This is a genomic window from Bacillus cereus group sp. MYBK245-2 (genome assembly GCF_051916145.1).
Lineage (GTDB): Bacteria > Bacillota > Bacilli > Bacillales > Bacillaceae_G > Bacillus_A > Bacillus_A pacificus.
The window spans coordinates 317,894-337,924 of record NZ_JBQAGB010000001.1 but is presented as its reverse complement, the minus strand read 5'-3'; the positions used below and the strand labels follow the sequence as shown (position 1 = coordinate 337,924).

Below are 20,031 nucleotides of genomic sequence, written 5' to 3'. Positions count from 1 at the left end.
ATTTGCATATATTTTTATGTCAGTATAGGTATAGTTTTCATTATAACGCTCAAATTAACAAAGATAAGAAGGAAAATGGTTTTTTATATAGTTAATGGGAGGGTTTATATGAAAACTCGTATATTGGCATACATATGTATATTCTTTTTATATGTCAGTGCAGGTTCTTATTCTGTTTTTGCACAGGATCACTTATATGAAGAAATTCAAAAGCATGCAAAACAATATGAGATTGCACCGCAAAATGCGATGATTGATAAGATATGGAAAGCAACACCAGGATATAATGGAAGACAAGTTGATATGGAAGCATCCTATAACAATATGAAGAAATTAAAGCAGTTTGATCAAAAACATCTTGAATTCAAGGAAGTATCACCGAGTGTCCACTTAGAAGATTTATCACCAGCACCAATTTATAGAGGTCATCCGGATAAAAAGATGGTCGGGTTAACAATAAATGTGGCATGGGGAAATGAGTATTTGCCTCGTATATTAGAAATATTGAAAAAACATGATGTGAAGGCGACCTTCTTTTTAGAAGGACGTTGGGTGAAAGAAAATTTACGATTTGCAAAAATGATTGTCGATGCAAAGCAAGAAGTTGGAAATCATTCTTACACACACCCTAATATGAAAACATTATCGTCTGATGAAATAAGAGATCAGTTACAAAAAACAAATCGAATGATCGAAGCAGCTACGAATCAAAAGGTAAGATGGTTTGCACCGCCGAGTGGAAGTTTTCGGGATGAAGTCGTGAAAATTGCAGATGATTTTCAAATGGGAACGATTATGTGGACTGTTGATACAATTGATTGGAAGCGACCTGAGCCAGGTGTACTATTGCAGAGAGTAATGAGAAAAATACATCCAGGTGCTATCGTATTAATGCATCCTACTTCGTCCACAACAGAAGCATTAGATACAATGATTACAAAATTGAAGGAACAAGGATATAAAGTAGGGAATATAACAGAATTACTGGATGAAAAACGTGTGGATTAAATACATTTGCATGACATTCATCCTTAAACTTGTTATCATTAAATAATAGCACTTATTTAGAGAAACTGGCATTAGGAGGAAAGTTTTTGATTAAAAAATATACTTGTAAAAATGGTGTAAGAATAGTTATGGAGAATATACCAACTGTAAGATCGGTTGCGATTGGTATTTGGATCCATGCAGGATCAAGAAATGAAAATGAAAAAAATAACGGGATTTCTCACTTTTTAGAGCATATGTTCTTTAAAGGAACAGAAACACGTAGTGCACGTGAAATTGCAGAATCATTTGATAGCATTGGCGGACAAGTGAATGCTTTTACTTCAAAAGAATACACTTGTTACTATGCAAAAGTGCTAGATGAGCATGCTAAATATGCTCTAGATGTATTAGCAGATATGTTCTTTAATTCAACATTTGATGAAGAAGAACTGAAAAAAGAGAAGAATGTCGTATGTGAAGAAATTAAAATGTACGAAGATGCTCCAGATGATATTGTGCATGATATGTTAACGAAAGCAACATATGAAACGCATCCGCTTGGATACCCTATTTTAGGAACAGAAGAAACGCTTAATACGTTTACAGGTGATACGCTACGTCAATATATTAAGGATCATTACACACCTGAAAATGTAGTTGTATCAATTGCAGGAAATATTGATGAAGCCTTTTTACAAACAGTAGAGCAATATTTCGGTAGTTATGAAGGAACGACAAACCGTGAACAAGTACATAGCCCAATTTTCCATTTTAATAAGGTAGCACGTAAAAAGGAAACAGAACAAGCTCATTTATGTTTAGGATATAAAGGCTTACAAATGGGACACGAAGATATTTATAACTTAATTGTATTAAATAACGTTTTAGGCGGTAGTATGAGTAGCCGTTTATTCCAAGAAGTACGTGAGCAACGCGGGTTAGCTTACTCAGTATTCTCTTACCATTCTTCTTATGAAGATACAGGTATGTTAACGCTGTATGGTGGAACAGGTAGCCAACAATTAGATACACTGTATGAAACAATGCAAGAAACATTAGAAACATTAAAAAATACAGGTATTACAGAAAAAGAGCTTATGAATAGTAAAGAGCAATTAAAAGGAAACTTAATGTTAAGTTTAGAAAGTACGAATAGTCGTATGAGCCGTAATGGTAAAAATGAATTGCTACTTCGTAAGCACCGTTCACTTGATGAGATTATTGAAAGTGTAAACACGGTAACAAAAGAAAATGTAGATGAGTTAATTCGTAACATGTTTACAGATGAATTTTCTGCAGCATTAATTAGTCCAGATGGAAAACTTCCAAAAGGAATAAAACTGTAATTACTATATATGATTTAAAAATAACCGTATCTCTTTTAAATGAGATACGGTTATTTTTTGTGGGTATATAGAATAGGTACTAATTATGGATAACTTAAATGAATAATTTGGGTAGGGGGAGAGAGTATGCGATTAAGTGAACTAAGTGGGAAAGAAATTGTTAATTTAGAAAGAGCAGAAAAAATGGGGGTTTTAGGCTATGTGGATTTAGAGATTGATGAGAAGGATGGACAAATACAGGCTCTTATTATACCTGCTGGGAAATGGGGAGGTTTTAAAAAGGAACCACAAGAAATAAGAGTCGCATGGAGTCAAATAAAAAAAGTGGGTCATGATATGATTCTTTGCGATATTACAGATCGTTCAAATTCGAAGTGAAAGATGGCCATTTTGGTCATCTTTTTTGTTCATTTTACTCAGAGCAAAATCCAACATAATGTCTTTTCCTACGCCGAATTTTGAGGTGGGGCCTTCCTGCATACAAATAGGGGGATACATGATGGGTGCTTTTTGTTTTTCAATCACCTAAAACTCGTACATTACATATGATGTGGAGGAAAAAGAAAAAGTAGGCACTTTTCTTATAAATGACAGAAAAAGAAGGTGAATTAGGGAATGTTGACTGAGATGCATATTGCTGTCATAGGAGGAGATGCAAGACAGCTAGAAGTAATTCGCAAGCTCGTTGAATTGGATGCGAAACTTTCATTGATAGGGTTTGATCAGTTAGACCATGGCTTCACAGGGGCAGCAAAAGAAAGTATACAAAATTTAGATTTCACTTCTGTAGATGCAATTATTTTGCCAGTTGCAGGTACAAATGCCAAGGGAGAAGTAGATACTATTTTTTCAAATGAAAAAGTTTCTATAACGAAAGAACAAATTGAAAATACACCAGAACATTTTACTATATATTCAGGTATTGGTACGCCTTACTTGGAAAATCTCGTATCTACTACAAACCGTAAACTAATTAAATTATTTGATCGTGATGATGTGGCAATCTACAATTCTATACCAACTGTAGAAGGTACATTAATGATGGTAATTCAACATACCGACTATACAATTCATGGTTCTAATGTAATGGTTTTAGGATTTGGTAGAACAGGGATGAGCGTTGCCAGAGCATTTCAATCATTAGGAGCCCATGTCAAAGTTGGAGCAAGACGATCAGAACATATTGCACGTATTACAGAAATGATGTTTTCTCCTTTTCATATGCAGGACATTGAGAAAGAAGTAGGGGATATCGATATTGTCATTAATACAATTCCTCATCTCGTTGTGACAGCGAATGTCATTTCAAAAATGCCAGCTCATACGTTAGTAATTGATTTAGCTTCTAAACCAGGTGGTACCGACTTTAGATATGCGGAAAAAAGGGGAGTTAAAGCGCTGTTAGCACCTGGATTACCAGGTATTGTTGCTCCAAAAACAGCAGGACAAATTTTAGCGAACGTTCTTTCTCAGTTATTAGCAGAAGATGTAATCGCAAGAAAGGAGAATGGGGAATGAATTTAAAAGGGAAAAGAATAGGGTTTGGTTTTACTGGTTCACATTGTACGTACGAAGAAGTAATGCCTCATTTAGAAAAGTTAATTGCTGAGGGAGCTGAAGTGCGTCCAGTTGTTTCTTACACTGTTCAATCAACAAATACGAGATTTGGAGAAGGGGCAGAGTGGATTAAAAAGATTGAAGAAGTAACAGGTTTTAAAGCGATTAATTCAATCGTTGGCGCAGAACCGCTAGGACCTAAAATTCCACTAGATTGTATGGTAATTGCACCACTAACAGGAAATTCTATGAGTAAATTTGCTAATGCAATGACAGACTCTCCGGTATTAATGGCAGCGAAAGCGACGCTAAGAAATGGTAAGCCCGTCGTATTGGCTGTTTCGACGAATGATGCGTTGGGACTTAATGGGGTAAATCTCATGCGCCTAATGGCTACAAAAAACATCTACTTCGTCCCATTCGGTCAAGATGCACCAGAGAAAAAACCAAATTCAATGGTAGCTCGCATGGAGTTACTGGAAGATACAGTATTAGAAGCGCTGCAAGGGAAGCAATTGCAACCGGTTGTCGTAGAAAAATTCAGATATATGAATTAAAAAACGAAAAAAAACGGACAATTTTCGATGAAACCATCATTCTTACTGTAGAATATGATAAAATTAACGTTATTAAGATTAGAAGGGGTATTGTATACTCCTTCTCATTCTAAGTTATAGAAGGATTGGTATCTAGAAAGGGGCATAGTGATGGAAAAGCAAAAAACTTTTCATGTCGCTGTAGTTGGAGCAACCGGCGCAGTTGGTGAACAAATGTTAAATACTTTAGAGAAACGAGAATTTCCAATTGGGAAGTTAACGTTACTTTCATCTAAACGATCTGCAGGTAAGAAACTTGTATTTAAAGGCGAAGAATTTACAGTTCAAGAGGCAACTCCTGAAAGTTTTGAAGGAGTAGATATCGCACTATTTAGTGCTGGTGGATCTGTATCAAAACAATTAGCGCCAGAAGCAGCAAAGCGCGGTGCGATTGTTGTTGATAATACAAGTGCATTCCGTATGACAGAAAACGTGCCACTTGTTGTACCTGAAGTAAATGAAAACGACTTAAAAGAACATAACGGTATTATTGCAAATCCAAACTGTTCTACAATTCAAATGGTAGTAGCTCTTGAGCCAGTTCGTCAGCAATATGGTTTAAAACGAGTAATCGTTTCCACATATCAAGCTGTATCAGGTGCTGGTGCGGCAGCGATTGAAGAACTTCATGAACAATCACAAGCAATCTTAAATGGTGAGGAAGTAAAGGCGAATGTTTTACCTGTATCAGGTGATAAGAAACATTTCCCGATTGCTTTCAACGCGATTCCACAGATTGATAAGTTCCAAGATAATGGATTTACATTTGAAGAAATGAAAATGATTAATGAAACGAAAAAAATTATGCATATGCCAGAGCTAGAAGTAGCGGCAACATGTGTACGTTTACCAGTTGTATCAGGTCACTCTGAGTCTGTTTACATTGAAGTAGAAAAAGAAGGCGTAACAGTAGAGGAATTAAAGAATTTACTTGCAAATGCGGAAGGTATCGTTCTGCAAGATAACCCAGAAGAGCAATTATATCCAATGCCAGCTACTGCAGTAGGTAAAAACGAAGTATTCGTTGGAAGAATTCGTAAAGATTTAAATAACGATAAAGGATTCCATCTTTGGGTCGTATCTGATAACTTATTAAAAGGCGCTGCATGGAATTCTGTTCAAATTGCAGAGCGCTTAGTAAAATTACAATTAGTGTAAACGGCTAAGAGAAGGTGCAAAATATGAAAATTATTGTTCAAAAATTTGGTGGCACATCTGTACGTGATGAAAATGGACGTAAGCATGCGCTTCATCATATAAAAAAATCGCTAGATGCGGGTTATAAAGTAGTGACTGTCGTATCTGCTATGGGTCGTAAAGGTGAACCATATGCAACTGATACGTTGTTAAGTCTTGTAAATCAAGAGGAATCTCACATTTCTAATCGTGAGCAAGATTTATTATTATCATGCGGAGAATTAATCTCAGCAATCGTTTTCTCTAACATGTTAAATGAGAACGGTATAAAAGCAGCGGCATTAAATGGTGCACAAGCTGGTTTTGTAACAAATGATGATTTTACAAATGCTAAGATTATTGAAATGAATTGTGATCGTATACACGAAGAGCTAGAAAATGTAGATGTAATCGTTGTGACAGGATTCCAAGGACAAACGAAAAAAGGTGATACGACAACACTTGGACGCGGAGGTAGTGATACTTCAGCTTCAGCTTTAGGTGTTGCGCTTCATGCTGAATATATCGATATCTTCACAGATGTAGAAGGTGTGATGACTGCAGATCCTCGCATTGTAAAAGATGCACGTCACCTTCAAACTGTAACGTATAACGAAATTTGTAACATGGCATACCAAGGTGCAAAAGTCGTTCATCCACGTGCAGTTGAAATTGCGATGCATGCAAAAGTACCGCTTCGTGTACGTTCTACGTACTCTGATAGTGAAGGTACGCTTATTTCAGCATCTGACGGCGCTACAAAAGGCCGTGATGTAGAAGAACGTCCTGTTACAGGTATTGCACATGTATCAAATGTGACGCAAATTAAAGTACTTGCAAAAGAAACAGCATATGATTTGCAGCAGCATGTGTTTAAAGAAATGGCGAATGAAGGAATCAGTGTCGATTTAATTAACATTTCACCTACTGGGGTAGCTTATACGGTGAGTGATAATGTATCAAATCGTGCAGTTGAACTATTACAAAACCTTGGATATGAGCCAATTGTGACAGAGCATTGTGCGAAAGTATCTATTGTAGGAGCTGGAATGGCAGGATACCCAGGGGTTACTGCGAAAATCGTTACAGCTTTAGCTGAAAAAGGTATTCAAATTCTGCAATCAGCAGATAGCCATACGACAATTTGGGTTCTTGTAAAAGAAACTGATTTAGTGGAGGCTGTAAATGCATTACATAGTGCGTTTGAGCTTTCAAAAGAAAAGCAACTGGAACAATAAGGAGTGAGACCATGATAGATTTTGGGACAATTGCAACCGCGATGGTAACACCGTTTGATATAAACGGCAATATCGATTTTGCAAAGACAACGAAATTGGTAAATTATTTAATTGATAACGGTACAACAGCAATCGTGGTAGGAGGAACGACAGGAGAATCTCCTACATTAACTTCAGAAGAAAAAGTAGCGTTATATCGCCATGTCGTATCTGTTGTCGATAAAAGGGTGCCCGTAATCGCTGGAACAGGTAGCAATAATACGCATGCTTCTATTGACTTAACGAAAAAAGCAACAGAGGTTGGTGTTGATGCAGTAATGCTAGTAGCACCGTATTATAACAAACCGAGTCAAGAAGGAATGTATCAGCACTTTAAAGCAATTGCTGAAAGCACGCCACTTCCGGTTATGCTATATAACGTTCCAGGACGATCTATTGTACAAATCTCCGTTGATACAGTTGTTCGTTTATCAGAAATAGAAAACATTGTTGCGATTAAAGATGCAGGCGGCGATGTGTTAACAATGACAGAAATCATTGAAAAAACAGCGGACGACTTTGCAGTATACAGCGGTGATGACGGTTTAACGTTACCAGCTATGGCAGTTGGAGCGAAAGGTATCGTTTCTGTAGCATCTCATGTTATCGGAAATGAAATGCAAGAAATGATTGCAGCGTTCCAAGCAGGTGAATTTAAGAAGGCGCAAAAATTACATCAATTACTTGTAAGAGTAACGGATTCATTATTTATGGCGCCAAGCCCAACACCAGTAAAAACAGCATTACAAATGGTTGGATTAGATGTAGGTTCTGTACGTTTACCACTTCTTCCGTTAACAGAAGAAGAAAGAGTAACGTTACAATCTGTTATGCAATCTATCCCTCGTTAATAAAAATGACCTAGTGTAGAACTAGGTCATTTTTTATTTGTATGAAAGTCTTTTCCTCTCTTTTCTTATCTTACCTATATATGTTTTTATAAGGTCATTAACTGGTTTTTCATTATATATTGCAACATGTAAAAGAAAATAATCGTAACCCTTTAAAAGAATTAAAAAGTCATAGTTATTATAGAATGAACACTTGTATAAACGTATTAAAATACCAATTCTATTTTTCGGATAAATTGCTTCAAATATGACGTAATTCATAAAAAAACTTCATTTTATAAGTTTTTTGTTCAATTCTAGAAAAATAAGTCTTGAAAATCTATATTATGAAATGAATTTAGAGTATTTATAGCTATTTCTTCAAAACGATATGGGGTACGAAATCGGAGTAAATATAAAGGACATCAGTTCGATAAGTTTGTTGGGAATGCGTTCTTTTCCTTTTTCTTTCGCACGATTTAACTTGTGTTCTATTTCTTGTATCAGGTATAATATGGCTAAGTAGCTTAGTACGGGTATGCTTAGCAAAATTGGTAAAAATTATAATTTGATTACATTTTCATATCATATCGAATAAGATATTTGATTTATATAATGAAAGAGAGGTGAAACCTGGTTTAAAAAATAAACAAGGACATGATATCGCATAACGGTAAGGACATTCGTCTTGGACGGTGAATATATGGTGGTTGTAGAGTTTCCCCTGGTGTCTCTGCAATTTTAGTGAAATCAGTGTTTGAAAGATTTTTAAACCAGGCAACAACATGAAGAGAAAAGAGAATGAGTCTGTTAAAGTATTTGCTCTTGGTGGAGTAGGTGAAATCGGGAAAAACATGTACTGTGTTGAAATTGATTCTGAAATCTTTATTGTAGATGCAGGGTTAATGTTCCCGGGAGATGAAATGTTTGGAATTGATATCGTTATTCCTGATATTACATATTTAGTAGAAAACCAAGAGCGAGTAAAAGGTTTATTTATTACTCACGGTCATGAAGATCATATTGGTGGCATTGTTTACGTACTTCGTAAATTATCAATTCCAGTGTATGCAACGAAATTAACGGTAGGACTTATACAAGAAAAACTTGGCGAAGCGGGTATGTTAGGCCGTGTAGATTTAAAAACAATCGATTCAAATTCAACAGTAGAATTTAATACTACAACGGTGTCGTTCTTTGGAACAACACATAGTATTCCAGATTCTGTTGGTGTTTGTTTCCATACATCAAAAGGTGCAATCGTATATACGGGAGACTTTAAATTCGATCAAACTCCAATTGGAAATAGTGGAGCAGACCTTGGGAAAATGGCTCAAATCGGAAATGAAGGCGTTCTATGCTTATTATCTGATAGTACAAATGCTGAGCGTCCAGGCTATACGGGTTCTGAAAAAGAAGTTGGTGTAGAAATTTCTAAAGTGTTCTACGGTGCAGAAGGACGTATTATCGTTGCTTCATTTGCATCGAATGTACATCGTATTCAACAAGTATTTGATGCAGCTGCTGAAACAGGACGAAAAGTAGCGGTTGTAGGACGTAGTATGGTGAAAGTGGTAGATATCGCAAGACGTCTCGGTTATTTAGATGTTCCTGAAGGTATGGTTATTTCACTACAAGAAGTAGACAATTTCCCAGAGAAAAAGGTAGCTATTTTAACGACAGGTAGCCAAGGTGAACCGATGGCAGCCCTTTCTAGAATGGCAAAGCAAGCTCATAAACAAATTTCAATTCGTAAAGGTGATACGGTTATTATCGCGGCATCTCCAATTCCAGGTAATGAAATATCTGTATCGAAAATTATTGATTTGTTATTTAGAGCGGGAGCTGAAGTTGTTTATTACGGTGAAAGAAAAGTTCACGTTTCAGGTCACGGTAGCCAAGAAGAATTAAAATTAATGTTAAATTTAATGAAACCGAAATATTTTGTACCCGTACATGGTGAGTTCCGTATGCAAAAAGCACATGCATACTTAGCTGAAGATGTAGGTATTGCAAGAGAAAATATCTTTATTGTAGAAAAAGGCGATGTAATTGGTTTTGGTGACGATGAAGCGAACTTAGTTGGCAAAGTGCAAGCTGGCAATGTGTTAATTGATGGATTAGGTGTAGGTGATGTTGGTAATATCGTTCTTCGAGATAGAAAAATGTTATCTCAAGATGGAATATTAGTAGTTGTTGTAACACTGGGTAAAGATGAAAAGAAAATTATCTCTGGTCCAGAAATCATTTCACGTGGATTTGTATATGTACGTGAATCAGAAGCGTTAATTGACCGTTCTACAGAGATTGTACGTATGATTGTTGAGCAATCAATTAAAGAATATTCAATTGAATGGTCTATGTTAAAACAAAATATTCGTGAATTATTAGGACAGTTCTTGTACGAAGAGACGAAGAGAAAACCTATGATTTTACCGATTATTATGGAAGTATAAAAAAGATCACCTTTACGGGTGATCTTTTTTCTTTTTCACTCTATCGAATGAAATTTATAACTTAAGAAATACTAGCTATATACGAGTGAAAGGGGATGCGATATGACAGAACGTGATCGTTATACAAATGAAGAGAAAGAGGCTGAGCCGAAAGAAACCGGAAAAGAAGCTTCAATAGTGGAAAAAATTCAGCAGCTTGGACAAACGAATGTACCGCAAATGAATGAATCACGTATTCATTGTTTAACAATTGTTGGACAGGTGGAAGGTCATGTTCAGTTGCCACCGCAAAATAAAACAACGAAATATGAGCATATTATTCCGCAAATTGTTGCGATTGAACAAAATCCGAAAATTGAAGGCTTGCTTTTAGTGTTAAATACAGTTGGAGGTGACGTTGAAGCTGGGCTAGCAATTTCTGAGATGGTCGCTTCACTTTCAAAACCGACAGTATCTTTAGTTTTAGGCGGAGGGCATTCTATCGGTGTACCGATTGCCGTTTCTACAGACTATTCATTTATTGCAGAAACTGCGACGATGACAATTCATCCGATTCGTCTAACAGGTCTTGTTATAGGTGTGCCACAAACATTTGAGTATTTAGATAAAATGCAAGAAAGAGTCATTCGCTTTGTGACGAAGCATTCGAAAGTAACGGAAGATCGTTTTAAAGAGCTTATGTTTGCGAAAGGGAATTTGACGCGAGATATTGGTACGAATGTAATTGGTGGAGATGCAGTGAAGTATGGTCTTATAGATGATGTCGGTGGTATCGGAAATGCGATTCGAAAATTAAACGAATTAATAGATGGTCGCGCGGATGATCATGCAGAAGGGACAATGTTACAATGATTTTATATACAATTATGCCAGAGCAACTCGTGTATCCAGCCGATTATTCGCAATGTGAAAGTCAAAAAGTCGTAAATATAAATGGTGTTGAATTAATGGTTTCAGAAGAAGAACATGGGTATTATTCTATTGTACGCGTGTTAAGTACGGATCCGCTTCACTACTTAGAGTTTGAGCCGGGACAGAAAATAACCTTTTAGCAAAAAGAAGGATTTTGTTTAGAAGCTATGGTATAATATAAAAAACAAGACGGTTGAGCAGCCATGAGAGGGCTGCTTTCTTCTGTTTATTTAACATTTTACAAGAAGTGTAAAAATAGAAGATATAAAGACCTGAAAAAATAGAGAAAACAAACATATAAGCAGAGTTTTTTAGGAAGTTTTACTTATATGTAGATCACGAGGTGAAGAAATGGCAAAACAAAAGCAAAGAGGGACGAAGGCAAAGACAAGACGTACGATAAAGCCAACTTTGTATTATGAAATCGTCGGTTTAACTCTTTTTGCACTTTCAATCATTACGATTTTACAGCTAGGCGTTGTAGGAAAATCGTTTGTGTTATTTTTTCGCTTCTTCTTTGGTGAGTGGTACATAATTGGTGTGTTAGGTGTAATAGCTTTATCCGTTTCATTCGTTATAAAACGTGGATGGCCGAACCTTTTAAATAAACGGTTAATCGGTTTTTATTTAATAGTATTGGCGATATTAATGTTTAGTCATATTACATTATTTAACCTTCTTACGAAAGATGGAGCAGTGCAAAATACTTCTGTTATTGTAAGTACGAAAGATAATTTCTTTCTTGAAATGAAAAAAGGGCCAGATAGCGTTCATTTAGGTGGTGGCATGTTTGGTGCACTTATGTTCGCGACTTGTTACTTCTTATTTGACGAAGTAGGAGCTTATATTATTGGTATTATTTTAGTTATTCTCGGTATACTTTGTATAACAAATAAGCATATTGGAGAAGTGTTAGCTCCAGTTGGCAGAATTCTTAGAAGTCAATTTCAAGTGATGCAAGGGGACTATAAAGATTGGAGAGCCAAAAGAACGGCTGAACAAACAGAAAAGAAAAAAACAACAAGAAGCACAAGGAGCAAACGCGCTGCAGAACATGAAGAAATTATTGAGCCGATGGAAGAAATCTCAATTGATCCTCCGATTATTTCGAATTTCACTGAGAATTATCCTGTAAATGAAGAAGAGGATAAACGAATTGAAGTAGAGGAAGAAGAGTTAATCACTTCACCGTTTATTGAAGAGGCTCCACCAGTTGAAGAGCCGAAGAAAAAGCGTGGAGAAAAAATCGTTGAATCGCTAGAGGGGGAAACACAAGCACCTCCTATGCAATTTTCAAATGTAGAAAATAAAGATTACAAGCTTCCTGCGCTTGATATATTGAAATTTCCAAAGAATAAGCAAGTTACAAATGAAAATGCGGAAATTTATGAGAATGCTCGTAAATTAGAACGTACTTTCCAAAGTTTTGGAGTGAAAGCGAAAGTAACAAAAGTACATAGAGGTCCTGCAGTTACAAAATATGAAGTGTATCCTGATATGGGAGTAAAGGTAAGCAAAATCGTCGGTTTAAGTGATGATTTAGCACTTGCGTTAGCGGCGAAAGACATTCGTATTGAAGCGCCTATTCCCGGGAAATCAGCTGTAGGAATTGAAGTTCCGAACTCAGAAGTCTCTATGGTAACGCTTAGAGAAGTTCTTGATTCTAAAGCTAACAATCATCCGGAAGAGAAGTTGTTAATAGGTCTTGGACGAGATATTACAGGTGAAGCTGTATTAGCCCGTTTAAATAAAATGCCCCATTTGCTAGTGGCAGGTGCGACAGGTAGCGGGAAAAGTGTATGTATTAACGGTATTATTGTTAGTATTTTAATGCGTGCAAAACCACATGAAGTAAAATTAATGATGATTGATCCGAAAATGGTAGAGTTAAATGTATATAACGGTGTGCCTCATTTGTTAACACCAGTTGTAACGGATCCGAAAAAGGCATCGCAAGCATTGAAAAAAGTTGTGAGTGAAATGGAGCGCCGTTATGAATTATTTGCTCATAGTGGCACGCGAAATATTGAAGGATATAATGACTATATAAAAGAGCATAATAATCAATCAGAAGCGAAACAACCCGAATTACCTTATATTGTCGTAATTGTGGACGAGTTAGCAGATTTAATGATGGTTGCTTCATCGGATGTAGAGGATGCGATTATGCGTCTAGCGCAAATGGCTCGTGCTGCCGGTATTCATTTAATTATTGCAACGCAGCGTCCGTCAGTTGATGTCATTACGGGAGTTATTAAAGCAAATATTCCATCACGTATTGCATTCGCTGTATCTTCTCAAACAGATTCTCGTACAATTCTTGACGGCGGTGGTGCAGAGAAACTGCTAGGTCGTGGAGATATGCTATTTATACCAATTGGTGCATCGAAGCCTGTACGTGTACAAGGTGCGTTTTTATCAGATGATGAAGTTGAGAGAGTTGTAGAATATGTTATTGGTCAACAAAAAGCGCAATATCAAGAAGATATGATTCCGCAAGATGTTCCTGATACGAAGCAGGAAGTAGAAGATGAATTATATGATGAAGCAGTTCAGCTCGTAGTGGAAATGCAAACAGCATCGGTTTCTATGTTACAACGTAGGTTTAGAGTTGGTTATACACGTGCTGCCCGTTTAATTGATGCAATGGAAATGAATGGTGTAGTAGGTCCGTATGAAGGTAGTAAACCACGTGAAGTGCTCATTAATGATGTACAAGAAAAAAGTTCATAAAAAAAGCCTAATTGTTTTTACAATTAGGCTTTTTTATATGCTGGTTTTGTTATATACTATATTCAGCAATAAAGAAAGGGCTTACATTTAAGGCGATTCTTTAGAATACGAATACTTTGGTGTGGTTTTTTGTGAACGTTCGATATTTAATGTAGAAAATTGTTAAATTTTATTGACACGTATGGGAGCAAGTGGTAAGATTACTTCGAAAAGAATCACTGCCTCATATAATCTTGGAGATAAGGTCCATAAGTTTCTACCTGGCAACCATGAATTGCTAGACTATGAGGGGAAAAGTGTGTAACAAAGGATGTAAGAGATCTTTGTGCCGAACTTTTTCTCGCTATGAGGAATGTTTGTGGTGCAAAGTTTTTTTTATGCAGTAAAGAGTGAAAATTTCATCTTAAAAAATTATTAATATTTATTCGACAATTATGCCTGTTTTTAGTATTTAGCAATTTTTATTATGTTGTAAGTTGAAAAAAGAGAAAAGAAGTCTTACATCAGAGGTCGAATAATTGAAATGCGGGGGAGTCTTATGTCAGTAAAATCCGATAGTCGTCACCTATATTTACGGGTGATTGATCACATCAAAGAAAAAATTAAAGATGGGGCTTACAAAGAAAGACAAAAGTTACCATCAGAGTTTGATTTAGCGAAAGAACTTGGCGTAAGTAGAGCGACTTTAAGGGAAGCGCTGCGTATTTTAGAAGAAGAAAATGTTGTCATTCGCAGACATGGTGTAGGAACATTTGTAAATGCAAAGCCGTTATTTTCTTCTGGGATTGAACAACTTTCTAGTATTACAGATATGATTTCTAGTGTGGGGAAAACACCAGGAACTATCTTTTTATCATCATCTACAACAAGTTTAACAGAAGAAGAAAAAGAGAAGTTTAATAGTGAAGATGGTTTTAATGCAGTGATGATTGAGCGTGTGCGTACAGCAGATGGGGAACCTGTTGTATATTGTATCGATAAACTTGCAAAAGAGATATTGCCAGATTTATCGGGATACAACGAAGAATCATTGCTTACAGTGATACATAACAATACGCACAAACGTATCACATACGCAGTTGCTCACATTGAGCCGATTGGCTATCATCCGAAAATCTCACCGATTTTGGAATGTGAACCGGAAACGGCACTGCTAGTGTTAAAACAAATGCACTATGATCAAAATGATGAGCCAATCTTATATTCTATCAATTACTTTAGAGCTGATAAGTTTAGCTTCCACGTATTAAGAAAACGTATGTAGGTGAGTTCCTTTTTAGGGAGGTGACAGCAAGAAGTTAGGGACAGCGGCGTATAAAAAAATAGACAAATCATTTCAGGAGGGGTTTCTAGTATGAAGAAAAAAACAGGTCTTTTATTATCATTAACATTAGCAGCAAGTGCGGTGTTAGGTGCATGTGGTAACTCGGATAAAGCGAGTAGCGACAAAAAAGAGTTTAAGGTTGGTATGGTTACAGATGTTGGGGGCGTTGATGACAAATCATTTAACCAATCAGCTTGGGAAGGTTTAACGAAGTTCGGTAAAGACAATGACTTAAAGAAAAATGAAGGATATCGTTATCTTCAATCTAGTAAAGATGCGGATTATATCCCGAATTTAACGAAATTTGCGAAAGATCATTATAACACAACATTTGGTATTGGTTACTTAATGGAAAAATCAATTGCAAAGGTAGCTGAACAATATCCAAAAGAGCAATTTGCGATTGTAGATACAGTTGTAGAGAAGCCGAACGTAACAAGTATTACATTTAAAGACCATGAAGGTTCATTCCTAGTTGGTGCTGTAGCAGCGATGACGACAAAATCAAATAAAGTTGGGTTTGTTGGTGGTGTAAAAAGCCCATTAATTACAAAATTTGAATCAGGCTTTAAAGCTGGTGCAAAAGCAGTAAATCCAAATATCGAAATCGTATCACAATATGCTGATGCGTTTGATAAACCAGAAAAAGGCTCTGTATTAGCTTCAGCAATGTACGGTGGTGGAGTTGACGTAATTTACCATGCTTCAGGTGCAACTGGTAACGGTGTATTCACAGAAGCGAAAAACCGTAAGAAAAAAGGTGAAAACGTTTGGGTAATCGGTGTTGACCGTGACCAAAATCAAGAAGGTATGCCTGAAAACGTAACTTTAACATCAATGGTAAAACGTGTTGATATTGCAGTAGCAAAAGTAGCACAAGAAGCGAAAGATGGTAAATTAAAAGGCGGTAAAGTAGAAGAATTCGGATTAAAAGATGACGGTGTTGGTATTGCGAAAACTACTGACAATGTGAAAAAAGTAAATCCAGAAATCTTAACAAAAGTAGAAGAGTTTGAGAAGAAAATCACTGACGGTGAAATTAAAGTCCCTGCAACTGACGAAGAATATAAAACATATGAAGCTTCTCTAAAGAAATAATAATAGAGAAATAGCAAAGGTTAGTTCGTAGAACTAACCTTTGCATATATATAAATACTTTTAATAGAGTGTAATTAGGGAGTGTTCCCTGCTAAAAGGAGGAACAAAATGGAATACGTAATTGAGATGAACAATATTACAAAAGTATTCCCAGGCATTGTAGCGAATGATGATATTACGCTGCAAGTAAAACAGGGAGAAATACATGCTTTACTTGGAGAAAATGGTGCAGGGAAATCCACATTGATGAATGTACTATTTGGTTTGTACCAACCAGAACAAGGTGAAATTAAAATTAAAGGAAAACCTGTAAAAATTACAAATCCGAATATAGCAAATGACCTTGGTATTGGGATGGTCCATCAGCATTTTATGCTTGTTCATAATTTTACAGTTACAGAGAATATTATTCTTGGAAATGAGCCGAAGAAAAACGGGAAAATTGCTGTTGAAGAAGCGGCAAAAGAAATTAAGCAATTATCTGAACAGTATGGTTTGGCTGTTGATCCACATGCGAAAATTGAAGATATTTCTGTTGGGATGCAGCAAAGGGTTGAAATATTAAAGACTCTTTATCGTGGTGCTGAGATTTTAATATTTGATGAGCCAACCGCGGTGTTAACTCCTCAAGAAATTCATGAGTTGATTCAAATTATGAAAAAGCTTGTGCAAGAGGGGAAATCTATTATCCTTATTACACATAAGTTGAAAGAAATTATGGAAGTTTGCGATCGTTGTACAATTATTCGTAAAGGTAAGGGGATTGGTACTGTTGATGTAGCGGAAACGGATGAGCATAAACTTGCAGAGTTAATGGTCGGACGTCAAGTGAATTTTAAAACAGAAAAAATAGAAGCTAAACCAATGGAAGAAGTACTATCTATTGCAAACCTAATTGTTCATGATACGCGCAAGTTACCTGCTGTAAAAGGCCTTGACTTAACTGTTCGTGCAGGAGAAATCGTTGGGATTGCAGGGATTGATGGAAATGGTCAAAGTGAATTAATAGAGGCGATTACTGGTTTACGAAAAGTTGAGTCAGGTTCTATTGCAATTAAAGGAAAAGAAATAACGAATTGGCCTGTTCGAAGAATAACAGAAGAGGGGATTGGTCATATTCCTGAAGACCGTCATAAACACGGACTTGTTCTCGATTTTTCTGCTCGGGACAATATTGTTTTACAAACATACTATAAAAATCCATTTTCAAAGAAAGGGATTTTAAATTTTAGTAAAATTACAGAAAAAGCGAAAGCACTTATTGAACAGTTTGATGTACGTACACCTAGTGAACAAACGTTAGCTCGCGCTCTATCTGGTGGAAACCAACAAAAGGCAATTATTGCACGTGAGGTAGATCGTAATCCAGATTTATTAATTGCAGCACAGCCAACACGTGGTTTAGATGTAGGTGCGATTGAATTTATTCATAAAAAATTAATTGAGCAGAGAGATAATGGTAAGGCAGTATTACTTTTATCTTTAGAGCTGGATGAAATTTTAAATGTAAGTGATCGAGTGGCTGTTATATATGAAGGGAAAATTGTAGCGATTGTCGATGCGAAAGAAACAAATGAACAACAGCTTGGATTATTAATGGCCGGCGGGACAGGGAAAGAGAAGGTGAACACAAATGGCTAAAAAATTTTTAACAGAACGAACAATTAATATTTTAGTACCTGTGTTATCCGTAGTTTTCGGTTTACTTGTTGGTGCCATTGTAATGTTAGTTAGTGGATATGATCCAATTGTTGGATATGCCGCGCTTTGGGAAGGGATGGTTGGCAATCCACAAGCTATCGGTGAGACGTTGCGTACAATGATTCCACTTGTATTAGCTGGTCTTTCAGTAGCATTTGCATTTCGTACAGGTCTTTTCAATATTGGAGTGGAAGGACAATTATTAGTTGGGTGGCTTGCTGCTGTTTGGTTTGGATATGCAGTGTCGTTACCAGCAATTTTGCATATTCCGTTATCTATTTTAGTGGCAGCAATTGTCGGCGGTTTATGGGGTTTTATACCTGGATATTTAAAAGGGAAACTTAAAGTAAATGAAGTAATTGTTACAATTATGATGAACTACATTGCACTTTATGTTACCTATGATCTTATTAAACGTTTTATCCACGAAGGTAATGAAAAATCTTATGACGTACAAGCAAGTGCTTCGTTAGCTTCTGATTGGTTATCTTCATTGACAGATGGATCTCGTTTACACTGGGGAATTGTTGTGGCTATTATCATTGCGATTGTAATGTGGTTCTTATTAGATAGAACAACGTTAGGGTATGAATTAAAATCGGTTGGTTTTAACCAAAATGCCTCTCAATACGCAGGAATGAAAGTATCGCGTAATGTTGTATTATCAATGACAATTGCTGGTGCTTTTGCAGGAATTGGTGGAGCTATGGAAGGATTAGGGACATTCCAAAGTATGACAGCAATGTCTTCGTTTACTGGTATTGGATTTGATGGGATTGCGGTAGCACTTTTAGGCGGAAATAATCCATTTGGTATACTATTAGCAGCTTTACTGTTTGGTGGTTTGAAAAGTGCAGCACCACAAATGAATTTCGAAGCAGATGTACCTTCGGAGTTAATTAACGTTATTATTGCATGTATTATTTTCTTTGTAGCGTGCAGTTATGTTTTACGCTGGGCACTTACACGCATGAGCAAGGAGGGGAAATAAATGAGCTTTTTAGATATTTTAGCCATTCTTGTGACGGGTACGTTATATACGGCAGCGCCACTTATTTTTACGGCGTTAGGTGGAGTGTTCAGTGAACGTTCTGGAGTTGTAAATATAGCGTTAGAAGGTTTAATGTTATTTGGTGCATTTATTGGTATTGTTACAACGTTATTAATGGGTGATACGTGGGGATCGATGACTCCTTGGATTGCATTATTATTTGCAGCAATTGGTAGTGGATTGTTTGCACTTCTTCACGCAGTAGCATCCATTACATTCCGTGCAGATCAAGTAGTGAGTGGGGTAGCGATTAACTTCTTAGCACTTGGTTTAACAGTATTTGCGATTAAGAAAATCTTTGGCAAAGGACAAACTGATTTCATTCAATACCGCATTGAAAAAATCGATGTTCCGGGTCTTTCGGATATTCCGGTAATCGGAAAAATCTTTTTCTCTAATGTACCGTTAACATCATATATTGCTATTATTTTAGCGTTTGTCGTTTGGTATATCATTTATAAAACGCCGTTCGGTCTTCGTCTTCGTGCGGTTGGTGAGCATCCAATGGCGGCGGATACGATGGGGATTAACGTATATAAAATGCGTTATATTGCAGTTGCTATATCTGGAATGTTTGCAGGGGTTGGTGGAGCGGTCTTCGCTATGTCGATTTCTGGTAACTTCTCAGGTGCTACAATTACTGGACAAGGTTTCTTAGCGTTAGCAGCAATGATTTTCGGTAAATGGAATCCACTCGGTGCTCTTGGAGCGGCTCTGTTCTTCGGATTTGCTCAATCATTAGGAATAACAGGCGGTACAATTCCAGTACTAAAAGAAATTCCAAGTGTATTCTTAACGATATTGCCGTATGTATTCACAATATTAGCGCTTGTTGGTTTTGTAGGTCGTTCTGAAGCTCCGAAAGCATTAGGAACTCCTTATGAAAAAGGAAAACGATAAGTATAAAAAAAGCTCGCACATTAGTGCGGGCTTTTTTACATAGACTATATTTAATACGGAATTTTACTATGTTCCTTACATATT

17 protein-coding genes and 1 riboswitch are annotated in these 20,031 nt (G+C 36.5%); all 17 genes read left to right on the top strand.

Features of this window, described 5'->3' with window-relative positions; all coding sequences use genetic code 11:
• The first annotated feature begins 108 nt into the window (after positions 1–108).
• The 17 genes from ACTFRN_RS01675 (at position 109) to ACTFRN_RS01595 (ending at position 19,947) form a co-directional block, all read left to right on the top strand.
• Positions 109–1,008 carry a polysaccharide deacetylase family protein gene (locus ACTFRN_RS01675; protein WP_000857420.1) on the top strand — a complete coding sequence of 300 codons (900 nt, stop codon included), beginning with the start codon at positions 109–111 and terminating at the stop codon, positions 1,006–1,008.
• A gap of 86 nt (positions 1,009–1,094) precedes the next feature.
• Positions 1,095–2,336 carry a M16 family metallopeptidase gene (locus ACTFRN_RS01670; RefSeq protein WP_000592994.1) on the top strand — a complete coding sequence of 414 codons (1,242 nt, stop codon included), beginning with the start codon at positions 1,095–1,097 and terminating at the stop codon, positions 2,334–2,336.
• Positions 2,337–2,462: 126 nt separating this feature from the next.
• The gene (locus tag ACTFRN_RS01665) at positions 2,463–2,714 is read left to right on the top strand and encodes a YlmC/YmxH family sporulation protein (RefSeq protein ID WP_001239750.1); all 252 of its coding nucleotides are present in this window, start codon (positions 2,463–2,465) and stop codon (positions 2,712–2,714) included.
• A gap of 237 nt (positions 2,715–2,951) precedes the next feature.
• The gene (dpaA, locus tag ACTFRN_RS01660) at positions 2,952–3,854 is read left to right on the top strand and encodes a dipicolinic acid synthetase subunit A (RefSeq protein WP_000954733.1); all 903 of its coding nucleotides are present in this window, start codon (positions 2,952–2,954) and stop codon (positions 3,852–3,854) included.
• Entirely contained in the window at positions 3,851–4,450 is a 600-nt protein-coding gene (dpaB, locus tag ACTFRN_RS01655; protein WP_001049480.1) for a dipicolinate synthase subunit B, read from the top strand. The genes dpaA and dpaB overlap by 4 nt, the downstream gene beginning before the upstream one ends.
• Before the next feature lie 150 nt (positions 4,451–4,600).
• Positions 4,601–5,647: an aspartate-semialdehyde dehydrogenase gene (gene asd, locus ACTFRN_RS01650; protein WP_000414848.1), complete on the top strand. Its 1,047-nt coding sequence runs from the start codon at positions 4,601–4,603 to the stop codon at positions 5,645–5,647.
• Positions 5,648–5,670: 23 nt separating this feature from the next.
• Complete coding sequence (dapG, locus tag ACTFRN_RS01645) at positions 5,671–6,903, top strand: aspartate kinase (RefSeq protein WP_000692473.1); 1,233 nt, start codon at positions 5,671–5,673, stop codon at positions 6,901–6,903.
• A gap of 11 nt (positions 6,904–6,914) precedes the next feature.
• Entirely contained in the window at positions 6,915–7,793 is an 879-nt protein-coding gene (gene dapA / locus ACTFRN_RS01640) for a 4-hydroxy-tetrahydrodipicolinate synthase (protein WP_000564761.1), read from the top strand.
• A gap of 764 nt (positions 7,794–8,557) precedes the next feature.
• Positions 8,558–10,228 carry a ribonuclease J gene (locus ACTFRN_RS01635; protein ID WP_000823085.1) on the top strand — a complete coding sequence of 557 codons (1,671 nt, stop codon included), beginning with the start codon at positions 8,558–8,560 and terminating at the stop codon, positions 10,226–10,228.
• 102 nt (positions 10,229–10,330) lie between these two features.
• The gene (gene tepA, locus ACTFRN_RS01630) at positions 10,331–11,080 is read left to right on the top strand and encodes a translocation-enhancing protein TepA (RefSeq protein WP_000139814.1); all 750 of its coding nucleotides are present in this window, start codon (positions 10,331–10,333) and stop codon (positions 11,078–11,080) included.
• Complete coding sequence (locus ACTFRN_RS01625; RefSeq protein WP_000605027.1) at positions 11,077–11,280, top strand: YlzJ-like family protein; 204 nt, start codon at positions 11,077–11,079, stop codon at positions 11,278–11,280. Before tepA ends, ACTFRN_RS01625 begins: the two co-directional genes overlap by 4 nt.
• Positions 11,281–11,491: 211 nt before the next feature.
• Positions 11,492–13,873, top strand: coding sequence for a DNA translocase FtsK (locus ACTFRN_RS01620; protein WP_001118800.1), 2,382 nt, complete (start codon positions 11,492–11,494; stop codon positions 13,871–13,873).
• Positions 13,874–14,076: 203 nt separating this feature from the next.
• A riboswitch (purine riboswitch) is annotated at positions 14,077–14,178 on the top strand.
• A 233-nt stretch (positions 14,179–14,411) separates the two neighbouring features.
• Positions 14,412–15,137: a GntR family transcriptional regulator gene (locus tag ACTFRN_RS01615; RefSeq protein ID WP_000114176.1), complete on the top strand. Its 726-nt coding sequence runs from the start codon at positions 14,412–14,414 to the stop codon at positions 15,135–15,137.
• A gap of 90 nt (positions 15,138–15,227) precedes the next feature.
• Positions 15,228–16,295, top strand: coding sequence for a BMP family lipoprotein (locus ACTFRN_RS01610; protein ID WP_000730592.1), 1,068 nt, complete (start codon positions 15,228–15,230; stop codon positions 16,293–16,295).
• 108 nt (positions 16,296–16,403) lie between these two features.
• Positions 16,404–17,936 (top strand): ABC transporter ATP-binding protein, encoded by a 1,533-nt coding sequence (locus ACTFRN_RS01605; RefSeq protein ID WP_088106441.1) that lies wholly within the window; start codon positions 16,404–16,406, stop codon positions 17,934–17,936.
• Positions 17,929–18,987, top strand: a complete 1,059-nt coding sequence (locus tag ACTFRN_RS01600; protein WP_001074499.1) for an ABC transporter permease — start codon at positions 17,929–17,931, stop codon at positions 18,985–18,987. Before ACTFRN_RS01605 ends, ACTFRN_RS01600 begins: the two co-directional genes overlap by 8 nt.
• Positions 18,988–19,947 (top strand): ABC transporter permease, encoded by a 960-nt coding sequence (locus ACTFRN_RS01595; protein ID WP_000008842.1) that lies wholly within the window; start codon positions 18,988–18,990, stop codon positions 19,945–19,947. It abuts the gene before it with no gap.
• Positions 19,948–20,031: the final 84 nt, after the last annotated feature.

Bases quoted from the DNA above. Each gene is read 5' to 3' on its own strand.
- ACTFRN_RS01675 (WP_000857420.1), top strand. From the start codon at position 109: ATGAAAACTCGTATATTGGCATACATATGTATATTCTTTTTATATGTC.
- ACTFRN_RS01665 (WP_001239750.1), top strand. From the start codon at position 2,463: ATGCGATTAAGTGAACTAAGTGGGAAAGAAATTGTTAATTTAGAAAGA.
- dpaA (WP_000954733.1), top strand. From the start codon at position 2,952: ATGTTGACTGAGATGCATATTGCTGTCATAGGAGGAGATGCAAGACAG.
- dpaB (WP_001049480.1), top strand. From the start codon at position 3,851: ATGAATTTAAAAGGGAAAAGAATAGGGTTTGGTTTTACTGGTTCACAT.
- asd (WP_000414848.1), top strand. From the start codon at position 4,601: ATGGAAAAGCAAAAAACTTTTCATGTCGCTGTAGTTGGAGCAACCGGC.
- dapG (WP_000692473.1), top strand. From the start codon at position 5,671: ATGAAAATTATTGTTCAAAAATTTGGTGGCACATCTGTACGTGATGAA.
- dapA (WP_000564761.1), top strand. From the start codon at position 6,915: ATGATAGATTTTGGGACAATTGCAACCGCGATGGTAACACCGTTTGAT.
- ACTFRN_RS01635 (WP_000823085.1), top strand. From the start codon at position 8,558: ATGAAGAGAAAAGAGAATGAGTCTGTTAAAGTATTTGCTCTTGGTGGA.
- tepA (WP_000139814.1), top strand. From the start codon at position 10,331: ATGACAGAACGTGATCGTTATACAAATGAAGAGAAAGAGGCTGAGCCG.
- ACTFRN_RS01625 (WP_000605027.1), top strand. From the start codon at position 11,077: ATGATTTTATATACAATTATGCCAGAGCAACTCGTGTATCCAGCCGAT.
- ACTFRN_RS01620 (WP_001118800.1), top strand. From the start codon at position 11,492: ATGGCAAAACAAAAGCAAAGAGGGACGAAGGCAAAGACAAGACGTACG.
- ACTFRN_RS01615 (WP_000114176.1), top strand. From the start codon at position 14,412: ATGTCAGTAAAATCCGATAGTCGTCACCTATATTTACGGGTGATTGAT.
- ACTFRN_RS01610 (WP_000730592.1), top strand. From the start codon at position 15,228: ATGAAGAAAAAAACAGGTCTTTTATTATCATTAACATTAGCAGCAAGT.
- ACTFRN_RS01605 (WP_088106441.1), top strand. From the start codon at position 16,404: ATGGAATACGTAATTGAGATGAACAATATTACAAAAGTATTCCCAGGC.
- ACTFRN_RS01600 (WP_001074499.1), top strand. From the start codon at position 17,929: ATGGCTAAAAAATTTTTAACAGAACGAACAATTAATATTTTAGTACCT.
- ACTFRN_RS01595 (WP_000008842.1), top strand. From the start codon at position 18,988: ATGAGCTTTTTAGATATTTTAGCCATTCTTGTGACGGGTACGTTATAT.